General features: G+C 62.2%; 24 protein-coding genes. 7 read left to right on the forward strand and 17 right to left on the reverse strand.

Annotated features, from left to right (window positions below; all coding sequences use genetic code 11):
- Positions 1-308 precede the first annotated feature (308 nt).
- The 4 genes from QTL96_RS02180 to QTL96_RS02195 all read left to right on the forward strand — a co-directional run bounded on the left by QTL96_RS02180 (position 309) and on the right by QTL96_RS02195 (position 4,379).
- The gene (locus tag QTL96_RS02180; protein ID WP_289726514.1) at positions 309-1,223 is read left to right on the forward strand and encodes a LysR substrate-binding domain-containing protein; all 915 of its coding nucleotides are present in this window, start codon (positions 309-311) and stop codon (positions 1,221-1,223) included.
- A gap of 145 nt (positions 1,224-1,368) precedes the next feature.
- A complete protein-coding gene (gene grxD, locus QTL96_RS02185) occupies positions 1,369-1,704 on the forward strand; it encodes a Grx4 family monothiol glutaredoxin (protein WP_018902196.1) in 336 nt (111 codons plus the stop codon).
- A 142-nt stretch (positions 1,705-1,846) separates the two neighbouring features.
- Positions 1,847-3,052, forward strand: a complete 1,206-nt coding sequence (locus tag QTL96_RS02190) for a multidrug effflux MFS transporter (protein ID WP_112980443.1) — start codon at positions 1,847-1,849, stop codon at positions 3,050-3,052.
- Between the two features lie 46 nt (positions 3,053-3,098).
- On the forward strand, positions 3,099-4,379 hold the full coding sequence (locus QTL96_RS02195) for a multidrug effflux MFS transporter (RefSeq protein WP_289726515.1): 1,281 nt from the start codon (positions 3,099-3,101) through the stop codon (positions 4,377-4,379).
- A 42-nt stretch (positions 4,380-4,421) separates the two neighbouring features.
- On the opposite strand, the gene QTL96_RS02200 is transcribed toward QTL96_RS02195, so the two are convergent.
- The 15 genes from QTL96_RS02200 to QTL96_RS02270 all read right to left on the reverse strand — a co-directional run bounded on the left by QTL96_RS02200 (position 4,422) and on the right by QTL96_RS02270 (position 18,762).
- Positions 4,422-5,018: a hypothetical protein gene (locus tag QTL96_RS02200; RefSeq protein WP_289726516.1), complete on the reverse strand. Its 597-nt coding sequence runs from the start codon at positions 5,016-5,018 to the stop codon at positions 4,422-4,424.
- The gene (locus tag QTL96_RS02205) at positions 5,015-5,347 is read right to left on the reverse strand and encodes a hypothetical protein (protein ID WP_289726517.1); all 333 of its coding nucleotides are present in this window, start codon (positions 5,345-5,347) and stop codon (positions 5,015-5,017) included. The genes QTL96_RS02200 and QTL96_RS02205 overlap by 4 nt, the downstream gene beginning before the upstream one ends.
- A 79-nt stretch (positions 5,348-5,426) precedes the next feature.
- Entirely contained in the window at positions 5,427-6,251 is an 825-nt protein-coding gene (locus QTL96_RS02210) for an inositol monophosphatase family protein (RefSeq protein WP_289726518.1), read from the reverse strand.
- A gap of 130 nt (positions 6,252-6,381) precedes the next feature.
- Positions 6,382-7,275 carry a tRNA 2-thiocytidine(32) synthetase TtcA gene (gene ttcA / locus QTL96_RS02215; RefSeq protein WP_289726519.1) on the reverse strand — a complete coding sequence of 298 codons (894 nt, stop codon included), beginning with the start codon at positions 7,273-7,275 and terminating at the stop codon, positions 6,382-6,384.
- A 70-nt stretch (positions 7,276-7,345) separates the two neighbouring features.
- Positions 7,346-8,275 (reverse strand): glutaminase, encoded by a 930-nt coding sequence (locus QTL96_RS02220; RefSeq protein WP_289726520.1) that lies wholly within the window; start codon positions 8,273-8,275, stop codon positions 7,346-7,348.
- A 66-nt stretch (positions 8,276-8,341) separates the two neighbouring features.
- A complete protein-coding gene (gene rpsD, locus QTL96_RS02225; RefSeq protein WP_018902188.1) occupies positions 8,342-8,959 on the reverse strand; it encodes a 30S ribosomal protein S4 in 618 nt (205 codons plus the stop codon).
- A 258-nt stretch (positions 8,960-9,217) separates the two neighbouring features.
- Positions 9,218-10,672, reverse strand: a complete 1,455-nt coding sequence (phoA, locus tag QTL96_RS02230) for an alkaline phosphatase (RefSeq protein ID WP_289726521.1) — start codon at positions 10,670-10,672, stop codon at positions 9,218-9,220.
- Positions 10,673-10,854: 182 nt separating this feature from the next.
- Positions 10,855-12,372, reverse strand: a complete 1,518-nt coding sequence (locus QTL96_RS02235) for an ATP-binding protein (RefSeq protein ID WP_289726522.1) — start codon at positions 12,370-12,372, stop codon at positions 10,855-10,857.
- A 100-nt stretch (positions 12,373-12,472) separates the two neighbouring features.
- Positions 12,473-13,648 carry an MFS transporter gene (locus tag QTL96_RS02240; RefSeq protein ID WP_289726523.1) on the reverse strand — a complete coding sequence of 392 codons (1,176 nt, stop codon included), beginning with the start codon at positions 13,646-13,648 and terminating at the stop codon, positions 12,473-12,475.
- Positions 13,649-13,773: 125 nt separating this feature from the next.
- On the reverse strand, positions 13,774-14,577 hold the full coding sequence (gene murI / locus QTL96_RS02245; RefSeq protein WP_289726524.1) for a glutamate racemase: 804 nt from the start codon (positions 14,575-14,577) through the stop codon (positions 13,774-13,776).
- Positions 14,558-15,388: an RNA methyltransferase gene (locus tag QTL96_RS02250; protein ID WP_289726525.1), complete on the reverse strand. Its 831-nt coding sequence runs from the start codon at positions 15,386-15,388 to the stop codon at positions 14,558-14,560. The genes murI and QTL96_RS02250 overlap by 20 nt, the downstream gene beginning before the upstream one ends.
- Positions 15,389-15,466: 78 nt before the next feature.
- A complete protein-coding gene (locus QTL96_RS02255; RefSeq protein ID WP_289726526.1) occupies positions 15,467-15,793 on the reverse strand; it encodes a type II toxin-antitoxin system RelE/ParE family toxin in 327 nt (108 codons plus the stop codon).
- A complete protein-coding gene (locus QTL96_RS02260) occupies positions 15,790-16,050 on the reverse strand; it encodes a ribbon-helix-helix protein, CopG family (RefSeq protein WP_047512196.1) in 261 nt (86 codons plus the stop codon). The genes QTL96_RS02255 and QTL96_RS02260 overlap by 4 nt, the downstream gene beginning before the upstream one ends.
- Positions 16,051-16,156: 106 nt before the next feature.
- On the reverse strand, positions 16,157-18,124 hold the full coding sequence (locus tag QTL96_RS02265) for an FUSC family protein (RefSeq protein WP_289726527.1): 1,968 nt from the start codon (positions 18,122-18,124) through the stop codon (positions 16,157-16,159).
- A 107-nt stretch (positions 18,125-18,231) separates the two neighbouring features.
- The gene (locus tag QTL96_RS02270; protein ID WP_289726528.1) at positions 18,232-18,762 is read right to left on the reverse strand and encodes a hypothetical protein; all 531 of its coding nucleotides are present in this window, start codon (positions 18,760-18,762) and stop codon (positions 18,232-18,234) included.
- Between the two features lie 188 nt (positions 18,763-18,950).
- On the opposite strand from QTL96_RS02270, the gene QTL96_RS02275 reads away from it, so the two are divergent.
- The 3 genes from QTL96_RS02275 to QTL96_RS02285 all read left to right on the forward strand — a co-directional run bounded on the left by QTL96_RS02275 (position 18,951) and on the right by QTL96_RS02285 (position 21,414).
- Complete coding sequence (locus tag QTL96_RS02275) at positions 18,951-20,162, forward strand: NADP-dependent isocitrate dehydrogenase (protein WP_047512202.1); 1,212 nt, start codon at positions 18,951-18,953, stop codon at positions 20,160-20,162.
- 79 nt (positions 20,163-20,241) lie between these two features.
- Positions 20,242-20,688, forward strand: coding sequence for a GNAT family N-acetyltransferase (locus QTL96_RS02280; protein WP_289726529.1), 447 nt, complete (start codon positions 20,242-20,244; stop codon positions 20,686-20,688).
- Positions 20,689-20,784: 96 nt separating this feature from the next.
- Positions 20,785-21,414: a glutathione S-transferase family protein gene (locus tag QTL96_RS02285; RefSeq protein WP_289726530.1), complete on the forward strand. Its 630-nt coding sequence runs from the start codon at positions 20,785-20,787 to the stop codon at positions 21,412-21,414.
- Between the two features lie 5 nt (positions 21,415-21,419).
- Here the strand turns inward: QTL96_RS02285 and QTL96_RS02290 are convergent, their stop codons facing one another.
- A complete protein-coding gene (locus QTL96_RS02290; RefSeq protein ID WP_289726531.1) occupies positions 21,420-22,271 on the reverse strand; it encodes an AraC family transcriptional regulator in 852 nt (283 codons plus the stop codon).
- Between the two features lie 336 nt (positions 22,272-22,607).
- Positions 22,608-25,268: an alanine--tRNA ligase gene (alaS, locus tag QTL96_RS02295; RefSeq protein ID WP_289726532.1), complete on the reverse strand. Its 2,661-nt coding sequence runs from the start codon at positions 25,266-25,268 to the stop codon at positions 22,608-22,610.
- Positions 25,269-25,316 lie beyond the last annotated feature (48 nt).

Below are 25,316 nucleotides of genomic sequence, written 5' to 3' on the forward strand. Positions count from 1 at the left end.
TTTGTTTCTCATTCTTCCGTGAACGCGTGCCGTCAATTCAATCGTCCCTCGACTGCCTACGGCGGCACGTCTCCACTCTCGATTCCACATCCCAATCGTCTTCAATCGGCCAATCGCCGGTCGCTCGCCACGCGTTGTCGGCGCCGCGCGGCTGAAACGAGACGATCCGGATGACATCTATGATCAGACGATAGACTTCGCTCCACATGGTCTTTCCTCGCGGGTTTGATCGCGATGACCATTGAATTCCGGTTGCCCAAGGTCTTCAAACGAGCTTATCGTCCGCTTCGCATGACTTGAGGTTATCCATGAAACGTGGCCGCCTACCTTTGACCGCCCTACGCAGTTTCGAGGTCGCGGCGCGTCTGCGGAGCTTCACCCGGGCGGCCGACGAACTGCTGATTTCACAGTCCGCGGTTAGCCGGCAGGTGCGCGAACTGGAGCGGCAGCTTGGCCAACCGCTGTTCGAGCGGCGCCACCGCATGGTCGTTCTCACCGGCTCGGGCGAGACGTTACTGGCCGTCCTCACGGCGAGTTTCGATGCGATCGGCACATCTCTCGACCGCCTGAAGGCCAACAAGCCCGCTTCGTCATTGTCGATCAGCGTCGAACCGTCCTTCGCGGCGGGCTGGCTGGCGCCGCGCCTGGCCTCATTTAGTCACTTGCAACCGGATATCGACCTGTTGCTTGACGTGGACCCGCGCCCGGTCGAATTCAGGGCCGGCCGCGTGGAGATTGCCGTTCGCCACAGCGCGACGAGAACGGAGTGGCCGAGGGTGGAATGCCAATGGCTCGCCGACGTGACAATGATCCCCGTGATCGCGCCCAATCTGCTGAGTGCGCGCGCCCCCGTGACCAAGCCGACGGATCTGCTGCAATTCCCGTTGCTTCATGAAGACGATCGAGACCTTTGGCATCGCTGGTTTACGGCCGCCGGTGCACAGGCCGGCGAAACGCGCGGCTCGGTCTATCCCGATGGCGCGCTCATCCTGCAAGCGACGCTGCGCGGAGAGGGTATCGCATTGATGGACAGGATGTTTATCCGCGATGAACTCATGGCGGGAGAACTTGTGCAGCTCTTCGATACCACCATTCCGCATGGCGCATACTGGCTTGTCGCCAGGAGTTTCGATGATCTCTCGCCTCAGGCCTCTGTCTTCGTGGATTGGCTTAAAACCTCCGTAAATTCTCAGGAGGCTTCAAAAGGCGATGGCCAGGCGTAACGCTTCGGCAACAGCGGGAACATCAGACCGATAGGGCACTCCTTTTTTTGTTCGCACCCGCTGGAATTCCGGTCGTCACATGCTATCTAAGCTTAACGATTGAAACGGCGGGCCTTTAACTCGCCTGTTGAAAGGATTAGGTCCCATGAGCGGCATCAACGAATTCATCGACAACGAAATCAAGACCAACGACGTCGTCCTCTTCATGAAGGGCACGCCGCAGTTTCCCCAGTGTGGTTTCTCCGGCCAGGTCGTGCAGATTCTCGATTACATCGGCGTCGACTACAAGAGCGTCAACGTGCTCGCCGATTCGGAAATCCGCCAGGGCATCAAGGATTACTCCAACTGGCCGACCATTCCCCAGCTTTACGTCAAGGGTGAATTCATCGGCGGCTGCGACATCGTCAAGGAAATGTTCCAGGCTGGCGAATTGCAGCAGCACTTCCAGGAAAACGGCGTAACCGTTCGCGGCGCCGCTTGACCTGACCGGTCACCGGGCGTCCGCCCGGTTTCCATTTCCGTATTTTGAGTCCGAGGCGCTGTGCTGAACAGCGCCTTGGCCTGTTTTTGGGAATTACATTGTGACAGATTCATCACAAACCGCGCATGTGGGTCGTATCCCCATGGGCAAGGGTGAGTTCATCGCGCTGGCCGCCTTCCTGATGGCGATCAACTCGCTGGCGATCGATATCATGCTGCCGGCGCTGCAGCAGATCGGCGCCAGTCTGAACGTCGAAAGCGAAAACCATCGCCAGTTCGTGGTTTCCAGCTACCTTCTCGGCTTCGGTTTTGCCCAGCTTATCTACGGTCCGCTGTCCGATCGCTTCGGTCGCCGTCTCCCCCTGCTGGCCGGCATCGGCATCTATATCTGCTCCTCGCTTGGCAGCGCGCTGATTCCCACCTTCGAAGGGCTGCTGATCCTGCGCTTCATCCAGGGTCTCGGCTCTGCGGCCACCCGCGTCATCACCATCTCCATCGTTCGCGACATCTACGGCGGCCGGCAGATGGCCGAGGTCATGTCGCTGATCATGATGGTCTTCATGATCGTTCCGGTCATCGCGCCCGGCAGCGGCCAGATCATCATGCTCTTTGGCAGCTGGCACCTGATTTTCCTTTTCATCGCCGTGATGGCCGCCCTCATCGCCTGCTGGGCCTATATCCGGCTGCCCGAGACGCTGCATCCGGAAAACGTTCGCCCCTTCACCGCAAAATCGGTGCTTGGTGGCTTCAAGGTCGTTCTCACCAACCGTGTGGCGCTCTGCTACACGATCGCCAGCACTTTCATCTTCGGCGCACTGTTCGGCTTCATCAATTCCGCGCAGCAGATCTATGTCGGAATTTACGGCCTCGGCGTCTATTTCCCCTTCGCCTTCGCCGGCGTCGCGGTCTTCATGTCGATGTCGTCGTTCCTGAACTCGCGCCTGGTTGGCAAGTTCGGCATGCGCCGGCTATCGCACGGCGCTCTCCTTGCCTTCATCACCATCAACACGGTCTGGCTGCTGGCCCTCATACTCGGCCCACACCCGATGCCGTTCTTCCTCTTCATCGGCTTCTTCGGCCTGGCGATGTTCAATTTCGGCTGGATCGGCTCGAACTTCAACTCGCTGGCCATGGAGCCGCTCGGCCACGTCGCCGGCACCGCCTCCTCGGTTCTCGGTTTCATGAGCACCGTCGGTGGCGCGCTGATCGGCGCCGGCATCGGCCAGGCCTTCAACGGCACGGCGCTTCCGATGGTCGCAGGTTACTTCACCGTCTCGATCATCGGCCTCGTCTTCGTGCTGATCGCCGAGAAGGGAAAGCTCTTCCAGCCGCATAATCCGGCCGTTTGAGCACGCATGCGACGGTTGAGACACATCTATATTTCAGGACAATCATATGACGCCGCCCCATAAGCCGCATACCGAAAACCAGGGGTCCAACCGAATCGGCATGGGCTTCCTCGAATTCGTCATCACCATCGCCATCATGACGGCAAGCGTCGCCATGGCGATCGACAGCATGCTACCTGCCCTGCCCGCCATGGGCCATGCGCTCAACGTTGCCAACGCCAACGACGCGCAGCTCGTCATCGGCGTCTTCTTTCTCGGCTTCGGTGTCTCGCAGATCATCTTCGGCAGCCTGTCGGACACATTCGGCCGCCGCAACATCATGCTCGGCGGCCTCGCCGTCTATGTGCTGGCCATGTTCGGCGCTGCCGCGACCGGCAGCTTCGAGATGCTGCTCGTCATGCGCTTCATCCAGGGCCTCGGCGGCGCCGCCGTCCGCATCACCACCATGGCCGTCGTTCGCGATTGCTTCGGCGGCCGCGAGATGGCGCGCGTCATGTCCTATGTCATGATCGTCTTCATGATTGTGCCGATCGTCGCTCCCTCGGTCGGACAGCTGATCATCACCTATGCCAACTGGCACTGGATCTTCATCCTGCTCGGCATCGTCGGCGCCATCCTGTTCATCTGGGCATCCCTTCGTTTGAAGGAATCGCTGCCGCGCGAAGAGCGCATCCCGCTCTCCTTCGGCAACGTCGTAGATGGTTTCAAGACGGTTCTGACCAACAAGATCACCTGCGGCTACATGATCGGCCTGACCATGTTCACCGCCGTCATCAGCGCCTACGTGATCTCCGTTCAGCAGGTCTTCGGCGAGGTCTACGGCCTCGGCGACTGGCTTCCGATCGCCTTTGCCGCCACCGCCGGCGGCATCGCGGTCGCCAACTTCGCCAACGGCTTCTTCGTGCGCAAGTTCGGCATGCGCCGCATCTCGCACGTCGCGATGATCCTGTTCACCATCATCTCGGCGATCGGCTTCTTCCAGGCGCTCGGCGGGACGCCGAGCTTCACGCTGGCCTATACGCTGTTCACGATCCTGTTGATGATGTTCGCCGTGATCGCCACCAACTTCACGGCGATCAGCCTGGAGCCGATGGGCAATCTCGCAGGCACCGCCACCTCCATCACCGGCTTCGTCTCGACCACCTTCGGCGCCATCCTCGGCGGCGGCGTCGGCCAGCTATTCAACGGCACGGTACAGCCGCTCTTCGGCGGCTTCGCACTGTTCGGCCTGATCAGCATAGTGGCCACGCTCTGGGCCGAAGGCGGCAAGCTCTTCACCCACCCGGGCGACGATCCGCAGCTCGATCCGGGCGCTGGGCATTTCTGAGTTTGCTATAACCGGCGCGTGATATGCGCGCCGGTACTCTTTTCAATCGGGCTTCCACGAACTGCCGACCGCCGCCGGCTCGTCGGTTCCATCAGGAAGATCTGTCAATCGCCGCGCGTCCTGCGGTCGGCGTCCCGGCCTCGTTGGATGCAGCATCTCGGTGATTACGGCGTCGGCGGACTGGATAATGCCGACCTCTTCCATGCCTCTCAGCAGGCCGACCGTGGACAGCAGGTGCAAGTTCGGCGGCTTGGCGATCAGGCGTAGCCCGGTATCTTCGAAAAGGATGGCGACCGGCTCATCGGCGCTGAGATACTCCGTGATCCCGCCTTCGTCCGACATGAAATCGACCATCGCCAGCTCGCCTGCATTCTTCTTGAGCTTCTGCCCAAGGCGGCGCTTCTCTCGCTCCAGTTTCCCGATATCGGTTTCCGCGATGACGAAAGGCGGGCTGTTGCTATCGATGAACAGCTCGACCTCGTAATCCTTCAGATAGGACAGGTCGCTTGTCAGCTCGTCATAAACAGCATCGACGATCACGATCCTCATGTCGAGTGCAAGCAAAAGCTCAAGCCGATCGGCAACCCAGAGACTGTTGATCGGCCCGGCATCGGGAAGGATGAGCGTACATCTCTTCATCCCATCCGCCAAAGCTTCACGAAAGTCGCCGCCTGCTCTTCGAGCTCATGAGCGGGCGGCAGCGGCAGCGGTAGATCGGCGTCGCCGAGCGCGACGAGCAGCGACGCATAGTCCCGCAACCCAAGACGGCGAACTGCCTCCCGTCGCGACAACAGGCCCTTGGAATAGGCAAGAAGGGCGTCACCGTCGGTCGGAGACCGGCTCGGCTCGACGATGGCTTCGAGATGTTCGCGGACGATCGCCGTGACGGTCGTTCGCTTCTCGGCCGCGTAGGTTTCCACGCGTGCCAGCAGTTCTTCAGGGAGATTGATCGTCGTGTGCTTGAGCATGCCCACCTCCGCTGACATTTATAGGAGCAACGAAGGTGGGATTGCAACGATCGGAACGGAAACGTCGCGACGCGGCGCCTTAAACCGTAAACACCTCGCGCCGCAGCAGCTCCCAACTTTCCTTGTCCGGCGCGATCAGCAGGCCGCCGTCGACATGCTCCGGCAGGTAGGCCGAGCCGTCGAAGCGCGCGGCGTAGCCGCCGGCTTCGACACAGGCGAGCGTGCCGCCGAGGTGATCCCAGGGCATCAGCTTGTTGTACATGAGGTAGTGGACATGCCCGCCGGCAAACGCGCGATGTTCATGCGCGGCGCAGCGGTAGTTGCAGATGAAGCGGACCTTGGCGAGGTTGGCGAGCACTTCGGCGCGCGTGCCCTGCGGCAGGAACCCGGTCGAAGCCATGCCGACCATCTGGTCGAGCGCCACGGGCGCGGCCGTGCGAAGGCGCTGCGTATCGCCATCGGGACGCTTCAGCCACGTACCGGCGCCCTTCTCGGCGATAACCCAGTCATCGCCCATCGGATCGTAGATGATGCCGGCGATGCATTCGCCGTTCGCGACCACCGAGGCCATGACGCCGAAGGCGGGAATGCCCGAGGCGAAATTGAAGGTGCCATCGACCGGATCAACGATGATCGACAGCGAAGCATCCTTCAGCTTTCCCAGCAGCGCCGGGTCGGCCGCGACGGACTCCTCGCCGATGAACAGCGCCTCCGGCCACAGCGTCGCGACTTCGGCCTTGATCATGCGCTCGGCTTCAAGATCGGCTTCCGTCACCAGATCGGTCGCTTCGGTCTTGGCGCGCACGTCGTCGCTGCCGAGCCGGCGGAAGCGCGGCAATATTTCCGCCTTCGCTGCCCGCCGCAAGAGATCGGCAAGCGTGGTGACATCTATCTTGGAGACCATGGTTCATCCTTCCTGGCGCTGTGACATGTCGAAAGACTATGCCGCAATTTTGCGACAACGACATGTGTCAAAACAAGAACTTAAGCGCACAGAGACACCAATGGCCCGGCACGCCCTAAGGCGCCGACGATCAGGTCTTCGGCGCGGCATCGCCAGCCATCAGGCCGGCGAAGTCGAAAAGCTTGGGGTCGAGCAGATGCGACGGGTTCACATGCGAGAGCGCCCTGAGCATCGTGTCCTTGCGGCCGGGCATGCGGCGCTCGATATCGGCGAGCATATCCTTCATGGCGTTGCGCTGCAGCCCGTCCTGCGAACCGCAGAGATCGCAGGGGATGATCGGAAACTGCATGGCGGCGGCGAATTTCGCCATGTCGTCCTCGGCGCAATAGGCCAGCGGACGCAGCACCATCAGGTCGCCCTCGTCGTTGAGGAGCTTTGCCGGCATCGAGGCCAGGCGGCCGCCGTGGAAGAAGTTCATGAAAAAGGTTTCGAGAATATCCTCGCGGTGGTGGCCGAGCACCAGCGCATCGCAGCCCTCCTCGCGGGCGATGCGATAGAGATTGCCGCGGCGCAGGCGCGAACAGAGCGAGCAATAGGTGCCGCCAGCCGGAACCTTCTCCTTCACGATCGAGTAGGTGTCGCGATACTCGATCCGGTGCCTGACCCCGATCTTCGCCAGATATTCCGGCAGGATATGCTTCGGAAAATTCGGCTGACCCTGATCGAGATTGCAGGCGACGAGCTCGACCGGCAGCAGGCCGCGCCATTGCAGGTCGAGCAGCAGCGCCAGCAGGCCGTAGGAGTCCTTGCCGCCCGAAAGCCCGATAAGCCAGCGCTTCTGGCCCTTCAGCATGCCGAAATCGTCGAAGGCCTGGCGCACCTGGCGGAGCAGCCGCTTGCGCAGCTTGTTGAACGAGACGGAGCTTGGCGCATCGGCAAACAGCGCATGCGCGACCGCGCCCTCGGTCTCAGGCGTTTCAAGCTCGTCCCCGATGCTTGGCGCGATATTGGCTGCGATATTCATTGTCTCATCCGTTCAGGCCCCAGGTCGAAACCAAATCCCGTCTAGCAGAAAGCCGCGCCACAACCCAGCGTCAATCGCCGAAAACCGACCATCCCGTACGCGCCGCCAGCATTTCCAGCGCAACGGCGCCGAGCTGCGAATTGCCGACCTTGTTCAGGCCAGGCGACCAGACCGCGATCGAGGCAATGCCGGGCGCCACCGCGAAGATGCCGCCGCCGACGCCGCTCTTGCCGGGAAGGCCGACGTGATAGGCAAAGTCACCGGATCCGTCATAGTGGCCGCAGGTCAGCATCAGCGCGTTGATGCGCCGCGCGCGCTTGGGGGAAACGACCGAATGGCCGGTCATCGGGTTCGCGCCACGGGCGGCGAGGAAGAGACCCGCGCGGGCCAGCTGCTCGCAGGTCATCGACAGCGCGCATTGGTGGAAATAGACGCCGAGCACATGCTCGACCGGATGATCGATGTTCTTGTAGGCGCGCATGAAATTGGCCAGCGCGAAATTGCGGTAGCCGGTCTGCGTCTCGGACTTGGCGACCTTGTCGTCGATCGTCACCGTCTCGTCGTCGGCCAGATAGCGCACGAAGCGCAGGACCTCGCCGATCGCCTCGCGCGGCTCGTGTCCGGCAAGCACCACGTCGGCAACGGCAATCGCGCCGGCATTGATGAAGGGGTTACGAGGGATGCCGGCTTCCTGCTCGAGCTGGACGATCGAGTTGAAGGAGTTGCCCGACGGCTCGCGCCCGACACGCTCCCAAAGCCCCTCGCCTACCTTGCCGAGCGCCAAGGTCAGCATGAAGACCTTGGAGATACTCTGGATCGAAAACGGCACCGCCGCATCGCCGACGCTATAGACCTTGCCATCGACGGTGACGACCGAAAGCCCGAACTGGGCGGGATCGATCTTCGCAAGCTCAGGAATATAATCCGCGACCTTACCCTCGCCAATGCGTGGCTGAAGTTCGGTGTAGATACTGTCGAGGACTGCCTGCAAATCCGTCATCGTCTATCTCCAGATAACAAAAAAGCCGCCCAGAGAGCGGCTTTTCCGTAAGCGAAAACGTCGCGATTAACGCGAGTAGAATTCGACCACCAGATGCGGTTCCATGACAACAGCGTACGGTACGTCGCTGAGAGCCGGTACACGAGCGAAGGTAGCGACCATCTTGTTGTGGTCGACTTCGATGTACTCAGGAACGTCGCGTTCAGCCAGGCTGATAGCTTCGAGAACCGAAACCAGCTGCTTGGACTTCTGACGAACTTCGATGACGTCGCCGGCCTTGCAACGGTAGGAACCGATGTTGACGCGAACGCCGTTCACGGTCACGTGGCCGTGGTTGACGAACTGACGGGCAGCGAAGACGGTCGGAACGAACTTGGCGCGATAAACGATCGCATCCAGGCGAGATTCCAACAGACCGATGAGGTTTTCAGAAGTGTCGCCCTTGCGGCGAGCTGCTTCGGCGAAGATCGCGCGGAACTGCTTCTCGCGCAGGTCACCGTAGTAACCCTTGAGCTTCTGCTTGGCGCGCAGCTGCACACCGAAGTCCGAGAGCTTGCCCTTGCGGCGCTGGCCGTGCTGGCCCGGGCCGTATTCGCGGCGGTTCACCGGGGACTTAGGACGGCCCCAGATGTTTTCGCCCATACGGCGGTCAATTTTGTACTTGGACGATTCGCGCTTGCTCATCGTATTTCCTTTCAGAATGTTACGGCGGTCCGTTACCAAACCGCTCGAAGGAAACACGCCCTCCTTTGGCCTCTTTGAGGGAGGCCCGACAGGATTTTCCGGTTACGCGAACTGGAAACTCCACGGGACATGTCAAATGAAACACGGGACATTGCTGCCCCGTGCTGGCGCGGTCTTTAGGGTGAAGTCACTGGAATGTCAATCACAATCCATGGCCACACTGGCAAAACCGTACGATCTCAAGGAAGCCGGAACGGCTTACTTCATGGCGGCCTTCTGGGCTTTCAGGCCGAGTGCGTCGCTGATCGTGTAGAACAGATCGGTCTGGTCGGTCAAACCGCTGACATTGGCCGCACGCGGACCGTAGGCGGCGATACGCAGCTGCGAACCGGTGTGGCCCTGGTCGTCGACTTCGTCCGAGTTGCCGTAGCTGACGGCCATGACGGCGCCATCCTTCGTCATCAACGCTTCGGTCAGGCCGGGAGCCTTGGCGCTGGCGTCGATGATCTGGCTGGCATGCGCGTGGTCGGCGGTGACGATGACGAGCGTATCGCCCTTCTGCTCAGCGAACTTCAGCGCTTCCTGAACGGCTTCGTCGAGATCGACGGTCTCGCCGATCTGGCCGCAGGGGTTGGCGGCATGGTCCTGCTTGTCGATCGAGGCACCCTCAACCTGCAGGAAGAAGCCCTTCTCGTTGGTGCTCAGGAGCTCGATCGCCTTCGAGGTCATCTGCGCCAGCGTCGGCGTGGCAGCCGTGCGCTTCTCGTTCGGCTTGCAGACGACAGGCTCCTTCTCGACATTGCCGTAGTGGCTGGCCTGCGGGCCCTGCCAGCGGATCGGCATGTTGCCCTCGGCAAAGAGACCGAGAACAGGTGCGCTGTCATTGGCCTGCTTGACGGCGGCAAGCTCGTCGGCGTTGGTGACGATCTTGTAGCCGCGCTCTTCGGCCTGCTGGCGCAGCGTCTTGCCCTTCCATTCGCCGGCCTTTGCGGTCTCGCCGAAGCTCTTGGCGCCGCCGCCGAGCGTCACGTCGGCGCGTGCGTTGATCAGCTGTTCGGTGATCGAGCCCTTGCCACCGTTCTCAAGCGCGTTGCTGGCGCACTTCTCGGTGGTCGCCTCAGGACCGTAGCACTTGCGCTGCGTGACATGGGCGATCTGCACGGCGGGCGTTGCGTCCTGCAGCTCGGCTGTCGACACGTTGCCCGTGGCAAGACCGGCGGCCTTGGCCTTCTCCAGCAGCGTCTCGTGCGCCTCTTCGCGGATATCGACGCCGATCGCGCCGTTATAGCTCTTCACGCCGGTTGCCCAGGCGGTGCCCGATGCGGCGGAGTCGGTCACATAGGTCGGCTTGCCGGTCTTCTTGTCGAGCGAATAATGGGTGTACTGGCCGGTGACGGGCAGCGCGTCGATGCCCTTGAAATACTGGCCGGCGCCGACCGCGTAGTTGCGCGCAATGGTGATTTCGGAATCACCCATGCCGTCGCCGATCAGGAGGATCACGTTCTTCGGGCGGCCGTCGACGATCGCGGCGCGGTAGGCTTCGGTGATGTCGCCAGAGATGCGGCGAGCGCCGCCGGGCGTGCTCAGATCCTCGCTGGCGCCGCGCTCCATGAGCTTGGTCGCAGCTGCATCGGCAGCATGAACAGGCTGAATGGCAACAGTGGCAAGCAGCGCTGCTGCGAATGCTGTGATCGCACGGGTGGAATTCGACATGGCCAACATCTCCTTTGGGCAAAAGGTCTAAATAGGCCCGCGTGGGGCATGCGGGGTTATCCACCCCTGAGATGAACAGCATGTGACAGGATCAACCCTATCGTGTACCGAGCACCGATACACGACAAAAAACCGCAAGGCGGCTTTCTATCTTAAAATGTGAATATGGAAGCTGACCGCTTTTATTCAGCAGCCGACTGTACGTCATCTACGTCAGGCGCATTGGCATCGCCGGGCGCAGTCTGGCAGTTGATGTCGGGGAAGGCGACGATCCGCTTGCCGGAGAAATCGGTGTGGACAACCACCGTCCCCTGCTCCTCGAAATAGCCAAGGAGACGCCGGGCGCGACGGGCAGAATGCGTGCCATAGGCGCGCGCGATGCGGGCGTCCGACGGGCAAGGCTCGCCGCAGACGGCCGCCTTGGCAAGCATCAGGAAGACGCCCTGCAGATCATCCGTCACGCCTGAGGACAACGACAGCGCCGTCGCCCAGGATTCCGTCCCGGCGGTCTCCGGATCGACGCCCGAGCGCGATACGGCGACGCGGCGGCGGAATTCCGGCAGCGACATCGGCGATCCCGGCACGCGGCGCATGCGAAGGCGAACGAGGAACTCCTGATAGAGCACCGAATCCGTACGGAAACCCGAACCCGGATCGTCGAGAATCTCGCTCAGAACCGCCGAGACACGCTCCTCACGGTCTTCCGCCGACATTTCCGGCTGGCTGGCACGGCCTTCGGCCGGCTGCGACGCAGTGGCTGCCGGGGCCGAGCGTGACAGTTCGGCCAGGATATCAGTCGTCGGACGCGGTGCGGGCGCAGCGCGGCGCACGATCGGCCGCTGAAACTCTTCCGGATCAGGCGTGAAGATCAGGTCTTCGACGTCCTGAGGAGAGTCCGGCAGCGGCATCAGCTTGGGGCTCGACGAACGCGCCGAGGTCTCGACGTTGCCGATCTGGATCGGCAGCGGCCGGCGCGACAGGGCCGGACCGAGCGCGACGAAATTACCGCGCTTCAGATCGCGGAACATTTCCGCCTGGCGGCGATCCATCCCGAGCAGGTCGGCGGCGCGCGCCATGTCGATATCGAGGAAGGTGCGGCCCATCAGGAAGTTCGACGCCTCAGCGGCAACGTTCTTGGCGAGCTTGGCCAGACGCTGCGTGGCGATGACACCGGCGAGACCGCGCTTACGGCCGCGGCACATCAGGTTGGTCATCGCGCCGAGCGACATCTTGCGCGCATCGTCGGAGACTTCGCCGGCAACCGAAGGCGCGAACATCTGCGCTTCGTCGACAACGACGAGAACCGGATACCAGAATTCGCGATCGGCATCGAACATGCCGTTGAGGAAGGCGGCGGCGGCGCGCATCTGCTGCTCGATCTCAAGCCCTTCGAGCGTGAGAACGCAGGAGACGCGATGCTGGCGAATACGATTGGCAATGCCCGCGAGCTCCGCCTCGGTGCGCTCGCCATCGACGACCACATGACCGAACTTGTCGCTCAGCGTGACGAAATCGCCCTCGGGGTCGATGATGACCTGCTGCACCCACGGCGCGGATTGCTCGAGCAAACGCCGTAGCAGGTGCGACTTTCCGGAGCCGGAATTGCCCTGAACAAGGAGACGGGTCGCCAGAAGCTCCTCGATATCGAGCGTGGCCGGATTGCCTCCCGACGCCGATCCCATATCGATACCAACCTGCAAGTCCCATTCCCCTTCTGAAATCAACGCCACTCTTTAGCAGATTCGCGGCGGAATGCTCGGCCTACCGAACAAAACCCACAGCCAATCACACCTTTTCGAATCAGGCCGCCTTGTCCGCCACAGCCACGCTTGCTTGGCTCTCGGCGCTGGGTATCAGCATGCGGGTGAAGAACAGGCTGACGGCAAGCGGAATGAGCAGGATACCCAGCCCGACACGCAGCCCGAACGCCTCGGCAACGAAGCCGATCGCGGGCGGACCGACCAGGAAGCCGCTGAGCGCGATAAAGGTCAGGATGGCGACGCTTGCGGCCGCCGGACGATCCGTCAGGCTGGCGGATGCCGTCACCGCCAGCGGGAAGCCAACCGAGACGCCGACGCCGATCGCCGCGAAACCGATCAGCGCCACCGCCGTGTTCGGCGCCAAGAGCACGACCACCATGCCGACAAGCGACGCGCAGCCGCAGACCCGCGCGATGGCGACGGCGCCGAAGCGGCTCTTCATGTAATCACCGCCGAAACGACCTGTTGCCACGAGACAGGCGAAGACAGAGTAGCCGAGACCGGTCAGCGCGCCGGTCGCAAACAGCACGTCGCGCAAATAGACCGCCGACCAGTCGGCGATCGCGCCCTCGGTCATGGTGATGCCGAAGGTGAAGGCGCAGATGCCGAGAAGTGCCGCACTCGGAAGCTTGAACGGCGCGCTTTGGGCACGCGATGCCTCGGCAGCCGGATCGGGCCCGAGCGGCAGCCGGACGCTGACGACGAGCGCGATCGGCAGCACCAGCAGCGCGATCAGGGCGATCGACCAGTTCGCCGGCAGATGTAGCGCCGCGGCACCCACGCCGAGCAGGCTGCCCGCCATTATGCCGAGGCTCCAGAAGCCATGGCAGCGGCTCATGATCATCAACCCGGTCGTCTTCTCCGCCCGGTCGGCCTCGACATTGAGGCCGAGTTCGAGCGTCGACAGCGTGACGCCGAGGATCATCAGCGCGAAGAACAGCGTCGTGATATTGCCGGCAAATGCCGGCAGCGACACGACCGCGAGAAAGGCCACGAAACCATAGATGATCGTCGCGCGTCCGCCGATTTTCGCCACCAACCGGCCGGCGAAGGGCAAGGTCATCAGCGTGCCGATCGGCAAGCCGAGCAGCGCGATGGCAAGATCGGCCGGCCCCATGCCGAGCTTTGCCTGCACGTCGGGAATGCGCGGCAGCCAGCTGCCGAAGGCGATCGGCTGCAGAAAGAAGATCAGCATCACAAGTCTTTGAAACGACATAAGACATTCCCCTGTTCGCGTCAGGGAGCCGAAGCCCGCGAACGATTCTCCATCTCAGAGCTTGCGATATCGGCATCACGAAAGAAAGCGCCGACAGCGCGAAAGATCGCGGCCATGGAACGATGTCACCTGACGGTGAGACCAAATCCCTGCATCAGCCGTTTCGTCGAAAAATCCGGATTGCCCGAGGTGAAGACCGCGAAGTCGAAATTGTCGGGATGGACGGCATCGGCCACTTCGGGAACGAGGCTGCGCGCCCGCCGGGCAATCGCCTCGGCCGGATCGAGCCAATCCACCGGCCACGGCGCCAGTCTCCGGAAGATGTTGGCCATGAACGGATAGTGCGTGCAGGCAAGCACGACGATATCCGTCTTCCTGCCGTCCTTCTCGACGAAGCACTGGGCGATCTCGCCCATCACGGCCTCATCGGATAGCGTATCGCCGCGAATATAGGCTTCAGCCATGCGGGCGAGGTTTTCCGAGCCGACGAGGCGCACATGGCACTGCTGCGCGAAGGACTGGATCAGGTCGCGCGTATAGGCGCGCTTGACGGTTCCGGGTGTCGCCAGCACCGAGACGAGGCCCGACCGCGTCCGCTCCGCCGCCGGCTTGATCGCCGGCACCGTGCCGACGAAGGTCATGTTAGGGAATGCGGCGCGCAGATCGGCGCCTGCCAGCGTGAAGGCCGTGTTGCACGCGATGATGCAGACCTCTGGGTCGTGCTCGCGAAGCAGCCGGGCGAAGAGATCGATGATCCGCTCCCGCAGCGCCTGCTCTTCCCATCCGCCATAGGGAAAGCCGGCATCGTCGGCGACATAGATGAACCCGCGCTCGGGCATCAGTACGCGCGCCTCGCGCAGCACCGTCAGCCCACCAATGCCTGAATCGAAGACCAGGACGGGTTTCAGCTCATGCGTCGCTGCTGTCATCTTCCTGATGTTCCTTGACGTCTGCGGGCGCCCGGCTTCCGCGCGGATATTGCCGCGAGAAACGGTCGAGGGAGGAGATCACGCCGCGCATCACGCTGATTTCCTGCTCCGTGAAGGCGCGGCGGGAAAGGACTGCCCGGAGATTGTCGATCATTTTCGGCTTTTTCGCGGGCGGGTGGAAATAATTGCGCGAATCCAGCGCTTCTTCCAACTGGTCGTAGAGTCCGTGCAATTGTTCCTTCGTCGATGGCGTCTGCTCCATCGCCTGGAAGGGAACGCTGCCGAGATCCTCCATGCCCGATTTCATCCACTCGTAAGACATGAGCAGAACCGCCTGCGCGATATTGAGCGAGGCAAAGGCGGGGTTGACCGGGAAGGTCACGATCTCGTCGGCCAGCGCCACCTCTTCGTTGGAGAGGCCCCAGCGCTCACGCCCGAAGAGGATGCCGGTCCCCTCGCCCGCCGTAAACCGCGCACGCAACGTCTGAGCCGCCACCACGGGCGAACGCACCGGCTTGAAACCGTCCCGCTCACGCGCCGTCGTCGCATAGACGAAGTTGAGATCCGATATTGCCTCTTCCAGCGTCTCGAACACCTTGGTGCCTTCGATCACATGGTCGGCCTTGGATGCGGCGGCCTGCGCCTTCTCGTTCGGCCACCCGTCGCGCGGATTGACGAGGCGCAGTTCGGACAGCCCGAAATTCGCCATGGCGCGCGCCACCATCCCGATATTCTCGCCCATCTGCGGCTCGACCAGAATGATGACGGGACCTTCCGTCAGAAGAAGACGCTCGCTGTTCGTGCCTGCCATGAAGTCAAAATCCTTTTGCTAGGCGCGGAAATAGCCAAGACGGGCTGAAACGGCAAGACTTATGCGGTGTTGCGCGCCTTATTCCGCATCGTCGTCAAGGCCGGTATCGCGATCAAGATCAGGAGTTTGCACGACGGTACGGCCATGCCTGATGGATGTTACCTCGATTGCTTCGCCTTCGTAGGAATAGTCGAGCAGATAATCTCCGACCACCAGCGTTCGGTTGCCCGATATCTGCAGGCCATGCATGTGGTTTCCGACTTCCGGAAAGGTGCGAAGCAACTCCCTCGCTTCCTTCACCGCCTGCGAGAATTTGCGGGCGGCGGCGGGGCTATGGTGGCGCAGGTATTCGGCTTCTCTACGGACGTAATTAGCCGCATCCCGAGAAAGCCGGACAGGGATCATGCGACCTTCCCGGCGATGATCTTGTCCATCTCGGCGATCACGTCATCGAGGTCTTCATATTCACCGGATGCGATCTGCTCGCGCCCCTTGATAGCAGCGAAAATGTCCGCGCCTTCGTTCAGCAGATATGTCCTCAACGCGCGAACGATGATGTAGCTTCTGGATCGGTCGGTCGCATCGGCAATGGCTTGAATATCCGACAACACCTCACTGGGAATGCGAAGCGTGACGGATTCGGACATGTTTGCTTTCGTCATCGTCGTCGTCTCCCGATGCAGATGAAACCAGTAAGACATTGTAAGACAATTTGCGCGCCAGCACAAACGCGCGGTCAGCCCCCGCATCATCACATATCACTGTAGCTCATACGTCCGGATACAGCCGCTCCAGCGTCAAGCCGATCATCTCAAGCCCCTGCCGCCACCCCTTGCTGGCATGCGGATGGTGCCGTGTGGTCGATACGGGAATCTTGCGATCGACAAAGAAACACTCCGAGCGGCGCGCCGATGCCGAGGCGACGCGGGCGAGGCTGGCGTCGATCAATTGGCGCGCGTCCTCGTTGGTGATCGAAGCCTCCCGGTTCTTCGCCATCATCCGCGCCCAATAGGTGGCGGCCAGAAAGATCGCCAGCGTCTGCCGGACCTGTCCCGGCCTGGTGACAACCGACCATGACGAGCCGAGCGGGCGTGCCGTCGTCGCCAGATCCTTGTAGGCGGCGTCCAGCGCCTGCGACAGGCCAATCAGCCTATGTCGCGGCTCGCCGGCGGCGGTGGCCTTCAGCAGCGCGTCCAAAGCAGCGAACCATTTGTCCAGCACAAGATCGAGTGCGCCGCGAGTCCGCGCCGGAAAGACGACGAAGGCGACGAGCGTACCGACCGCCGCGCCGAGGGCAGTTTCCTCGACACGCAGCAGAAGCAGGTCGAGCGTCAGCGATCCGATCATCCCGTAGACCAGGCAAAGCGCGATCGACACGAAGAAGGTCATCGTCGCATAGCTCGTCTGCAGGAAGTAGAAGGCGAGAAAGATGGAGAGGCTCGTGATTGCGAGCGCCGGAGCCAGATGGCCGCTCAACAGCGTCGCGAGCAGAAGCCCGATGCCGATGCCGAACAGCGTCCCCACCGAGCGTTGCAGCGCCTTCATCGCCGTATCGCCGCGCGAATTGGTGTTGGTGAAAACGAGGAAGGAGGCGAGCACCGCCCAGAACCAGCGCTCGCGCGACAGGCCGAGACCGAGCGTCATGGCGATCGTCGCGGCGACGGTGATCTGCAGTGCCGAGCGCATGAGCGGATTGTTCAACGAGAAATCCAGCTGAGACGCTGAAGCCGGCGCCTCGGCCACGGCGGCGATATCGGCAAAGCCCGTCCGGTTGCCCTCTTCGATGGTCTCGACGAGCTCAGCCCGCGCATTGCCGAGCCTGATCAGAGCGCGTCTAGCCTCGGCCGAGGGCCCCTCGTCGTCCTCGGCAGGCGGGCGCACCTTATGGCCTTCGATGATCCGGTGCACCAGCTCGAAGGGCGGCAGCGATTGCGAGCAGAGCATGATCACCCCTTCCGCTGCCAGATGCGCGTCGAAGAGACGGATCGCCAGCTCGCCCGCCGGCTCGGTGCCGGCATCGAAGACGCCGCTTGGGGGCCTGGGGATGAAGCTCTCGGCCATCAGTACCACCTCCTTCAGCCGCTCCTCCAGCTGATTGAGCTCCTGCCGGTCCGCATCCGAAACGAGCCCCTCCGCCGCTAATGCGGCGATCTTGAAGAGGATCTGGTTGATCCGCCCCTGCACGCTCTCGAGCGATCGCAACAGATCGCGCCGCCAATCGTCGGGCAGCACGACGGAGCGCACCGCATGCGCGATCAGCGAGGAGACGATAGGACCGATCGCCACCAAGGGCAGCTCGGCAAGCGGCGGCTGGAAATAGGCGCCGAGGAAATACGACATGAAGGCGAACATGCCGATCGCATGGCCGCGCGGCCCGAAGACGCGGGCGGACGCCGCGAGGAAGATGATCAGCAGAAAGGCGGCGTCGGAGATCAGCCGATGTCCTTCCAGCCCGGCCGCGATAACCACGACCACGAGACTGGCAGCGCAGCCGAGAAGCCGCGTTACCAGCTGCCGCCCGCCGCCCTTGTCGCGCACCGCGACACCGCCCTCGATCGCCAGCACGATCCCAAGCCCGTAGGAGGCGATCGGCAGCGGAAACAGCAGCGAGTGGATGACCAGCAGGGCACCGAAGGACAGCGCCACCGACAGCGTGACGCGCAACGCCATCCTCAGCCGCGACAGCGCGGGATCGTTGGCAAGCAGCCAATCTCGGAAATCAAAACCGGAAAACAAAGAGTTCAGGCCCCGGAGCGGAGGAATGGTGTTTCACCGCTCACATATCGCCAAGGCTCTTAAAAGCAAATCAATCTTCCCGTCGAAGGCGTCCGACCGATAGGCCATCACTGCCCCTTGGCGATCTGCACCATGGTGTTCTTCAGCGAGTTCGCAGGCTGGCCGGGATCGCCTTCGGTGAAGACATCGTCGACGACAGCCTTGCCGCCCTCTTCCAGCACCTCGAAGCGCACTGTCGTCAGCGCCTGCTTGTCGTCGATGCCATCCATGCAGGTCTGCTTCTTGAACGTGACCACCACTTCCGTCGCGCCGTTTTCGCCGGGCTTCGGCGTATAGGTCATGTCCTGCAGCGGGCACGCATCCTCGCCGTTGACGATCACATCGTAGTCGAACGGCGACACGCCATCCTCGTCGGCCGCCGGGTTCTGCATCGCCGCGCGGTACTTGGCGACGAAATCCTTGCTGTAGATCCGCGTCAGCCTGCTCTCGTCGAAGATGTCCTGCCAGTCCTCGTCGGCGCCCGACCAGTTCTTGGTCGTGGCCTCCATGATCTCCTTGACCGGCGCCGTCGCGTCAGCGGCGAATACCGTGGAGGTGAGGCCGAGCAGAGCGGCAAAGGCAAGCGAAATCGTCTTCATGATCAAATGTCCGAGGCAATGGTTTTGCGCGGAGACTAGCCATTTTCCGTGTCTTGGCAATGGCGCAAAAACACACAAATCCGCCCTGCTTGCGGCTTTGCACTCCGGGCGCACAATGCTATAGCCCACGTGATTTTATATCACCCACCAGGGACGCATGTCCCTCAAAAGCTTAACGAGGCAGATACATGAAGAAGATCAAGGTCGCCAACCCCGTCGCCGATCTCGACGGCGATGAAATGACGCGCATCATCTGGCAGTTTATCAAGGATAAGCTGATCCATCCGTATCTGGACCTCGAAATCGACTATTACGACCTCTCCGTCGAAAACCGCGACGCCACCAACGACCAGGTGACCGTCGATGCCGCCAACGCCATCAAGAAGCACGGCGTCGGCATCAAGTGCGCGACGATCACGCCGGATGAAGACCGCGTCAAGGAATTCAACCTCAAGCAAATGTGGAAGAGCCCGAACGGCACGATCCGCAACATCCTCGGCGGCGTCATCTTCCGCGAGCCGATCATCTGCCAGAACGTTCCTCGCCTCGTTCCCGGCTGGACCAAGCCGATCGTCGTCGGCCGTCACGCCTTCGGCGACCAGTACCGCGCCACCGACTTCAAATTCCCGGGCAAGGGCAAGCTGACCATCAAGTTCGTCGGTGAAGACGGCCAGGTCATCGAGAAGGAAGTGTTCGACGCTCCCGGCGCCGGCGTTGCCATGGCCATGTATAACCTCGACGAGTCGATCCGCGAATTCGCCCGCGCCTCGATGATGTACGGCCTGATGCGCAAGTGGCCGGTTTACCTGTCGACCAAGAACACCATCCTCAAGGCCTATGACGGCCGCTTCAAGGACATCTTCCAGGAAGTCTACGAGGCTGAATTCCAGGATCAGTTCAAGGAAATCGGCATCACCTACGAGCATCGCCTGATCGACGACATGGTCGCTTCGGCTCTGAAGTGGTCCGGCGGCTACGTCTGGGCGTGCAAGAACTACGACGGCGACGTCCAGTCCGACACCGTTGCCCAGGGCTTCGGCTCGCTCGGCCTGATGACCTCGGTTCTCCTCACCCCGGATGGCAAGACCGTCGAAGCCGAAGCCGCGCACGGCACGGTGACGCGTCACTACCGCCAGCACCAGAAGGGCCAGGAAACCTCGACCAACTCGATCGCGTCGATCTTCGCCTGGACCCGTGGCCTCGCGCACCGCGCCAAGCTCGACGACAACGCCGAACTGGCGAAGTTCGCAGCCACGCTCGAAAAGGTCTGCGTCGACACCGTTGAAGCCGGCTTCATGACCAAGGATCTGGCGCTGCTCATCGGCCCGGATCAGCCCTGGCTCTCGACCACGGCTTTCCTCGACAAGATCGACGAAAACCTGCAGAAGGCCATGGCATAAGCCATCTGGAATATGCGAACGATGCGGCGGGGTTTTCCCCGCCGTTTTCGTTTCAGGATATCAGGAGGGGAACAACAAGATGACCACGACCATCCGCCCGCTAAAACCATCGGACCGCAAAGCCTGGGAGCCGCTATGGGCCGGCTATCAGCGCTTCTACGAAGTCGCGATACCCGAGGAGACGACGGACCTCACCTGGGGCCGCTTCCACGATCCCGCGGAGCCGATGCACGCACTCGGCGCCTTCGATGGCGACGACAGGCTGGTCGGTATCGTGCACGCGATCTTTCACCGCTCCACCTGGCTGCCGAAATGGACCTGCTATTTGCAGGATCTCTATGTCGACGACAGCCAGCGCGGGCTTGGCACCGGTGCGGCATTGATCGAGGCCGTCGCCGATCTTGCCCGCGAGCATGGCGCCGGCCGGCTCTACTGGATGACCCACGAGACCAATACCACGGCCCGCAAGCTTTACGACCGCATCGCCGAGCGCTCCGGCTTCATCCAGTATCGCACGGCGCTCTGACCGGCGCTGCTACTGCCAAAATCTGACATCGCCATGCCATAGACGTTGCCTCGCCGCTGACCCGCGCCAGTTATCAAGCGAAACGAGGAGAACACCATGGCCGACGAACTGATTTTCTATACCAACCCGATGTCGCGCGGACGGATCGCCCGCTGGATGCTGGAGGAAACCGGCGCGCCCTATACGACCGAGATCCTCGGCTTCGAAAGCAGCATGAAGGCGCCGGATTATCTTGCCGTCAACCCGATGGGCAAGGTGCCGGCGATCCGTCACGGCAAGACTGTCGTCACCGAATGCGCCGCCATCTGCGCCTATCTGGCGGAAGCCTTTCCGGAATCAGGCCTCGCGCCGACGGCCGAAGAGCGCGGCAGCTACTATCGCTGGATGTTCTTCGCCGCCGGTCCGCTGGAGGCAGCCACCACCAACCGCGCGCTCGGCTTCCACACGCCGGCCGACAAGAGCCGGATGGCGGGATATGGCAGCTATGCCGACGTGATGGACACGCTCGAAAAGGCCGTCAGCGCCTCGCCCTATATCGCCGGCAACCGCTTCACGGCGGCCGACGTCTATGTCGGCTCGCATGTCGGCTGGGGCCTCGGATTCGGCACCTTCGAGAAGCGCCAGGCCTTTGTCGATTACGTCGGCCGCGTCACCGACCGCGCCGCCTATAAGAAGGCGAACATGATCGATGACGAAGCCACCAAGGCGCTGCAGAAAAGTGCCTGACGGGCTCATGCGAGCGGCATGTAGATCTCGGTCACGAGTTCCGTCGGCGGTACGTCGCGCGGATTGTTGAGGTAGTCCTCGAACATCAGCCCGTCGCGCAGCTGCCGGCCCGAGGTCGGCAGCCACTCGGAAAACAGCCACTGATAGGCCTTATGCATATCGGCATAGGGGCCTTCGTGGCTGAATACCGCATACTCCCCGCCGTCGAGCGTAAAAGGCTCAAGCGGTGCTTCGACGGTCATCTCGCTCTCGACCGAGGCGCAGGCGATGGAGCGAAGCTCGTCTGCCGGCACGAGATCGGGATCGTCGAAATAGACGCCGATCATCCGCATATCGGGCCTCGCCAGCCCGCGCGCGTGGAGCGTGCCGAAGAGAACCTCGAACGCCTTGCTGATCTGCATATAGGAGCCCGTGTGGCGCACGCCAACAAGCGCGATCGGCTCGATCTTCCGTAAGGTAACGTTGAACATCGCTTTGGTCCTTCCGTTAGGTGAGGATTGGAATTCCGTATGGCTTCCCTCTTTCCGATAACGGGCCGGCGGCATGCCGTAGACCGATTTGAAAATGCGGTTGAAAGACTGGAGGTTGGGATAGCCGGATCGCCTGGCAATCTCCCCGATCCCGAGATCCGAACGGACGATATCGCCCGCCGCGCGATGCAATCTCAGCCGCTTGACGGTCGCCGCCAGCGTCTCTCCATGAACCGCGCGATAGATCCGGTGCCAGTGATAGCTCGACATGCAGGCGATCTCGGCGAGCTTGTCCATATCCAGCTCTTCATCGAGATGATCATGGATATAGGCAGAAACCCGCCTCAGGCGGCTTTCATAGAGTGCCCATGCCGTGGTGCCGTTCATGTCGAAACCTCATGCCAGTTGACCGGCTACAGACAAACATAACGCGATTTGACAAATCCTGCTGAGTTGATGTGCAGAAGGGCATTTGCGCTTATCTACCTCAGCAAGACGCCCCTCAAACGGCCCTCATCCCTGTGCTCGTCACAGGGATCCAGCGCGATCAAGACCTTGATCGCAATAGATTCTCTTCGCCGCGCGGACGCGCGTCGGCTGGATTCCTGTGACATCGCCCGAGCGAAGCTTGGGCACAAGAATGAGGGCGGAGAGAATATTGCGCCCCAAAAGAAAAAGGCGGGAGCCAAGCCCCCGCCTCCAAACTCTTTGAACTAGCCCCGATCAGCCAGCCAGGGCAGCCGCGACGGCCTCAAGCGCCTCGTCGGCCTTCGATCCGTCCGGACCGCCGGCCTGCGCCATGTCGGGACGGCCGCCGCCGCCCTTGCCGCCGAGAGCGGCGGATGCAACGCGGACCAGATCAACGGCGCTGAAACGGCCGACGAGATCAGCGGTGACCGCGACCACGGCGCTGGCCTTGCCGTCATCGGAGACGCCGATCAGCGTCACGACGCCGGAGCCGATGCTGGCCTTGCCATCGTCGGCGAGACCCTTCAGATCCTTCGGATCGACGCCGGAGATGGCCTTGCCGAGGAACTTGACGCCGGCGATGTCGCGCACGGCCTCTTCCGAGGCGCCCTGCCCGCCACCCATGGCGAGCTTGCGCTTGGCGTCCGCCAGTTCCTTCTCAAGCTTGCGACGTTCGTCCATCAGCGCTTCGACGCGCGTCAGCACGTCGGCCGGCTGCACCTTCAGCGAGGTCGCCAGCGCCTTCACGCGCTCGTCCTGCTCGGCGAGATAGGCACGAGCCGCCTCACCGGTGACGGCCTCAAGACGGCGAACGCCGGAGCTGACGGCGCTGTCGCCGAGAATGCGCACGAGGCCGATGTCACCGGTCGCAGACACGTGCGTGCCGCCGCAAAGTTCGATCGAGTAAGGCTTGCCTGTCTTCGCCCCATGCAGCCCCTGGCCCATGGAGACGACGCGGACCTCGTCGCCGTATTTTTCGCCGAACAGCGCCATGGCGCCCTCGGCACGGGCGTCGTCGACGCTCATCAGGCGGGTCGTGACCGGCGAATTCTGCAGAATGATCTCGTTGGCCATGTCCTCGACCACCTTGAGCTCTTCCGCCGTCATCGGCTTCGGATGCGAGACGTCGAAGCGCAGACGATCCGGCGTGACCAGCGAGCCCTTCTGGGCGACATGGGTGCCGAGCACCTCGCGCAGCGCCTCATGCAGCAGGTGGGTCGCCGAGTGGTTGGCGCGGATATGCGAACGGCGGGCGTGATCGACCGTCAATGCCACGGCATCGCCGGCCTTGACCGAGCCTTCAACGACAGTGCCCGTGTGAACGAACAGGCCCTCGCCGCGCTTTTGCGTATCGGTGATCTCGATCTTGGCGTTATCGGACGAAATCACGCCCGCATCGCCCATCTGGCCACCGGATTCGCCATAGAACGGCGTCTGGTTGACGACGATCTGCACCTTGTCGCCCTTGGCAGCTTCGCCGACGGCAGCACCATTCTTGACGATCGCTTGGACCACGCCTTCGGCGGTCTCGGTGTCATAGCCGAGGAATTCGGTGGCGCCGTGCTTGTCGCGCAGCTCGAACCAGATCGTCTCGGTCGCCTTGTCGCCGGAGCCGGCCCAATGCGAGCGTGCCTCCGCTTTCTGGCGCTCCATGGCATCGGTGAAGCCGGAAAGATCGACGCTGATTTCGCGGGCACGCAGCGCGTCCTGCGTCAGGTCGAGCGGGAAGCCGTAGGTGTCGTAGAGCTTGAAGGCGGTCTCGCCGTCGAGCATGTCGCCCTTGCCGAGCGTCGTCGTGGCATCCGACAGAAGCGACAGGCCGCGCTTCAGCGTCGTGCGGAACTTGGTCTCTTCGAGCTTCAGCGTCTCGGTGATCAAGGCTTCCGCGCGCACCAGCTCCGGATAGGCGCGGCCCATCTGCTGGATCAGCGCAGGCAAAAGCTTCCACATCAGCGGCTCGCGCGCGCCGAGCAGTTCGGCATGGCGCATGGCGCGGCGCATGATGCGGCGAAGCACGTAGCCGCGGCCTTCGGCCGATGGCAGGACGCCGTCGGCGATCAGGAAAGCGGACGAGCGCAGGTGATCGGCGATGACGCGATGGCTGGCGCGCTGCTCACCCTCGGCCTTGACGCCGGTTGCTTCCTCGGACGCCGAGATCAGCGCGCGGAAGAGGTCGATGTCGTAATTGTCGTGCTTGCCCTGAAGCAGGGCTGCAATACGCTCGAGACCCATGCCGGTGTCGATCGACGGACGCGGCAGGTCGACGCGCTCTTCTTTGGTGATCTGCTCGTACTGCATGAAAACGAGGTTCCAGATCTCGATGAAGCGATCACCGTCTTCTTCCGGCGAGCCGGGAGGGCCGCCCCAGATATGATCGCCGTGATCGTAGAAGATCTCGGAACAGGGGCCGCACGGGCCGGTATCGCCCATCGCCCAGAAATTGTCGCTGGTCGGGATGCGGATGATCTTGTCGTCGGAGAGGCCCGCGATCTTCTTCCAGAGGTTAAAGGCTTCATCGTCGGTGTGATAGACGGTGACCAGCAGACGCTTGGCGTCGATGCCGAATTCCTTGGTGATCAGCGTCCAGGCATGCTCGATCGCCTGCTCCTTGAAGTAATCGCCGAAGGAGAAATTGCCGAGCATTTCGAAGAAGGTATGGTGGCGCGCGGTATAGCCGACATTGTCGAGGTCGTTATGCTTGCCGCCGGCGCGCACGCACTTCTGCGCGGTCGACGCCGTCTTGTAGGGACGCTGCTCGAGGCCGGTGAAGACGTTCTTGAACTGCACCATGCCGGCGTTCGTGAACATCAGCGTCGGATCGTTGCGCGGCACCAGCGGGCTCGATGAAACGATCTCGTGGCCGTTCTTCTTGAAGTAGTCGAGGAAGGTCGACCGGATTTCGTTCACACCGCTCATGCTATGCCCTTCAGTGCTGCCCAAGGCAGGTCAAATCTTGAAAATTCA

The sequence above is a fragment of the Rhizobium sp. S163 genome (genome assembly GCF_030380805.1).
In the GTDB taxonomy this organism is placed as follows: Bacteria; Pseudomonadota; Alphaproteobacteria; order Rhizobiales; family Rhizobiaceae; genus Rhizobium.

What these genes read in the sequence shown, in the direction of transcription:
- grxD (WP_018902196.1), top strand. Translation starts at nt 1,369, where the DNA reads ATGAGCGGCATCAACGAATTCATCGACAACGAAATCAAGACCAACGAC.
- QTL96_RS02270 (WP_289726528.1), bottom strand. Translation starts at nt 18,762, where the DNA reads ATGAAGACGATTTCGCTTGCCTTTGCCGCTCTGCTCGGCCTCACCTCC.
- QTL96_RS02220 (WP_289726520.1), bottom strand. Translation starts at nt 8,275, where the DNA reads ATGACGGATTTGCAGGCAGTCCTCGACAGTATCTACACCGAACTTCAG.
- alaS (WP_289726532.1), bottom strand. Translation starts at nt 25,268, where the DNA reads ATGAGCGGTGTGAACGAAATCCGGTCGACCTTCCTCGACTACTTCAAG.
- phoA (WP_289726521.1), bottom strand. Translation starts at nt 10,672, where the DNA reads ATGTCGAATTCCACCCGTGCGATCACAGCATTCGCAGCAGCGCTGCTT.
- QTL96_RS02250 (WP_289726525.1), bottom strand. Translation starts at nt 15,388, where the DNA reads ATGGCAGGCACGAACAGCGAGCGTCTTCTTCTGACGGAAGGTCCCGTC.
- QTL96_RS02210 (WP_289726518.1), bottom strand. Translation starts at nt 6,251, where the DNA reads ATGGTCTCCAAGATAGATGTCACCACGCTTGCCGATCTCTTGCGGCGG.
- QTL96_RS02200 (WP_289726516.1), bottom strand. Translation starts at nt 5,018, where the DNA reads ATGAAGAGATGTACGCTCATCCTTCCCGATGCCGGGCCGATCAACAGT.
- QTL96_RS02275 (WP_047512202.1), top strand. Translation starts at nt 18,951, where the DNA reads ATGAAGAAGATCAAGGTCGCCAACCCCGTCGCCGATCTCGACGGCGAT.
- QTL96_RS02280 (WP_289726529.1), top strand. Translation starts at nt 20,242, where the DNA reads ATGACCACGACCATCCGCCCGCTAAAACCATCGGACCGCAAAGCCTGG.
- rpsD (WP_018902188.1), bottom strand. Translation starts at nt 8,959, where the DNA reads ATGAGCAAGCGCGAATCGTCCAAGTACAAAATTGACCGCCGTATGGGC.
- QTL96_RS02240 (WP_289726523.1), bottom strand. Translation starts at nt 13,648, where the DNA reads ATGTCGTTTCAAAGACTTGTGATGCTGATCTTCTTTCTGCAGCCGATC.
- ttcA (WP_289726519.1), bottom strand. Translation starts at nt 7,275, where the DNA reads ATGAATATCGCAGCCAATATCGCGCCAAGCATCGGGGACGAGCTTGAA.
- QTL96_RS02255 (WP_289726526.1), bottom strand. Translation starts at nt 15,793, where the DNA reads ATGATCCCTGTCCGGCTTTCTCGGGATGCGGCTAATTACGTCCGTAGA.
- QTL96_RS02205 (WP_289726517.1), bottom strand. Translation starts at nt 5,347, where the DNA reads ATGCTCAAGCACACGACGATCAATCTCCCTGAAGAACTGCTGGCACGC.
- QTL96_RS02180 (WP_289726514.1), top strand. Translation starts at nt 309, where the DNA reads ATGAAACGTGGCCGCCTACCTTTGACCGCCCTACGCAGTTTCGAGGTC.
- QTL96_RS02290 (WP_289726531.1), bottom strand. Translation starts at nt 22,271, where the DNA reads ATGAACGGCACCACGGCATGGGCACTCTATGAAAGCCGCCTGAGGCGG.
- murI (WP_289726524.1), bottom strand. Translation starts at nt 14,577, where the DNA reads ATGACAGCAGCGACGCATGAGCTGAAACCCGTCCTGGTCTTCGATTCA.
- QTL96_RS02285 (WP_289726530.1), top strand. Translation starts at nt 20,785, where the DNA reads ATGGCCGACGAACTGATTTTCTATACCAACCCGATGTCGCGCGGACGG.
- QTL96_RS02195 (WP_289726515.1), top strand. Translation starts at nt 3,099, where the DNA reads ATGACGCCGCCCCATAAGCCGCATACCGAAAACCAGGGGTCCAACCGA.
- QTL96_RS02190 (WP_112980443.1), top strand. Translation starts at nt 1,847, where the DNA reads ATGGGCAAGGGTGAGTTCATCGCGCTGGCCGCCTTCCTGATGGCGATC.
- QTL96_RS02260 (WP_047512196.1), bottom strand. Translation starts at nt 16,050, where the DNA reads ATGACGAAAGCAAACATGTCCGAATCCGTCACGCTTCGCATTCCCAGT.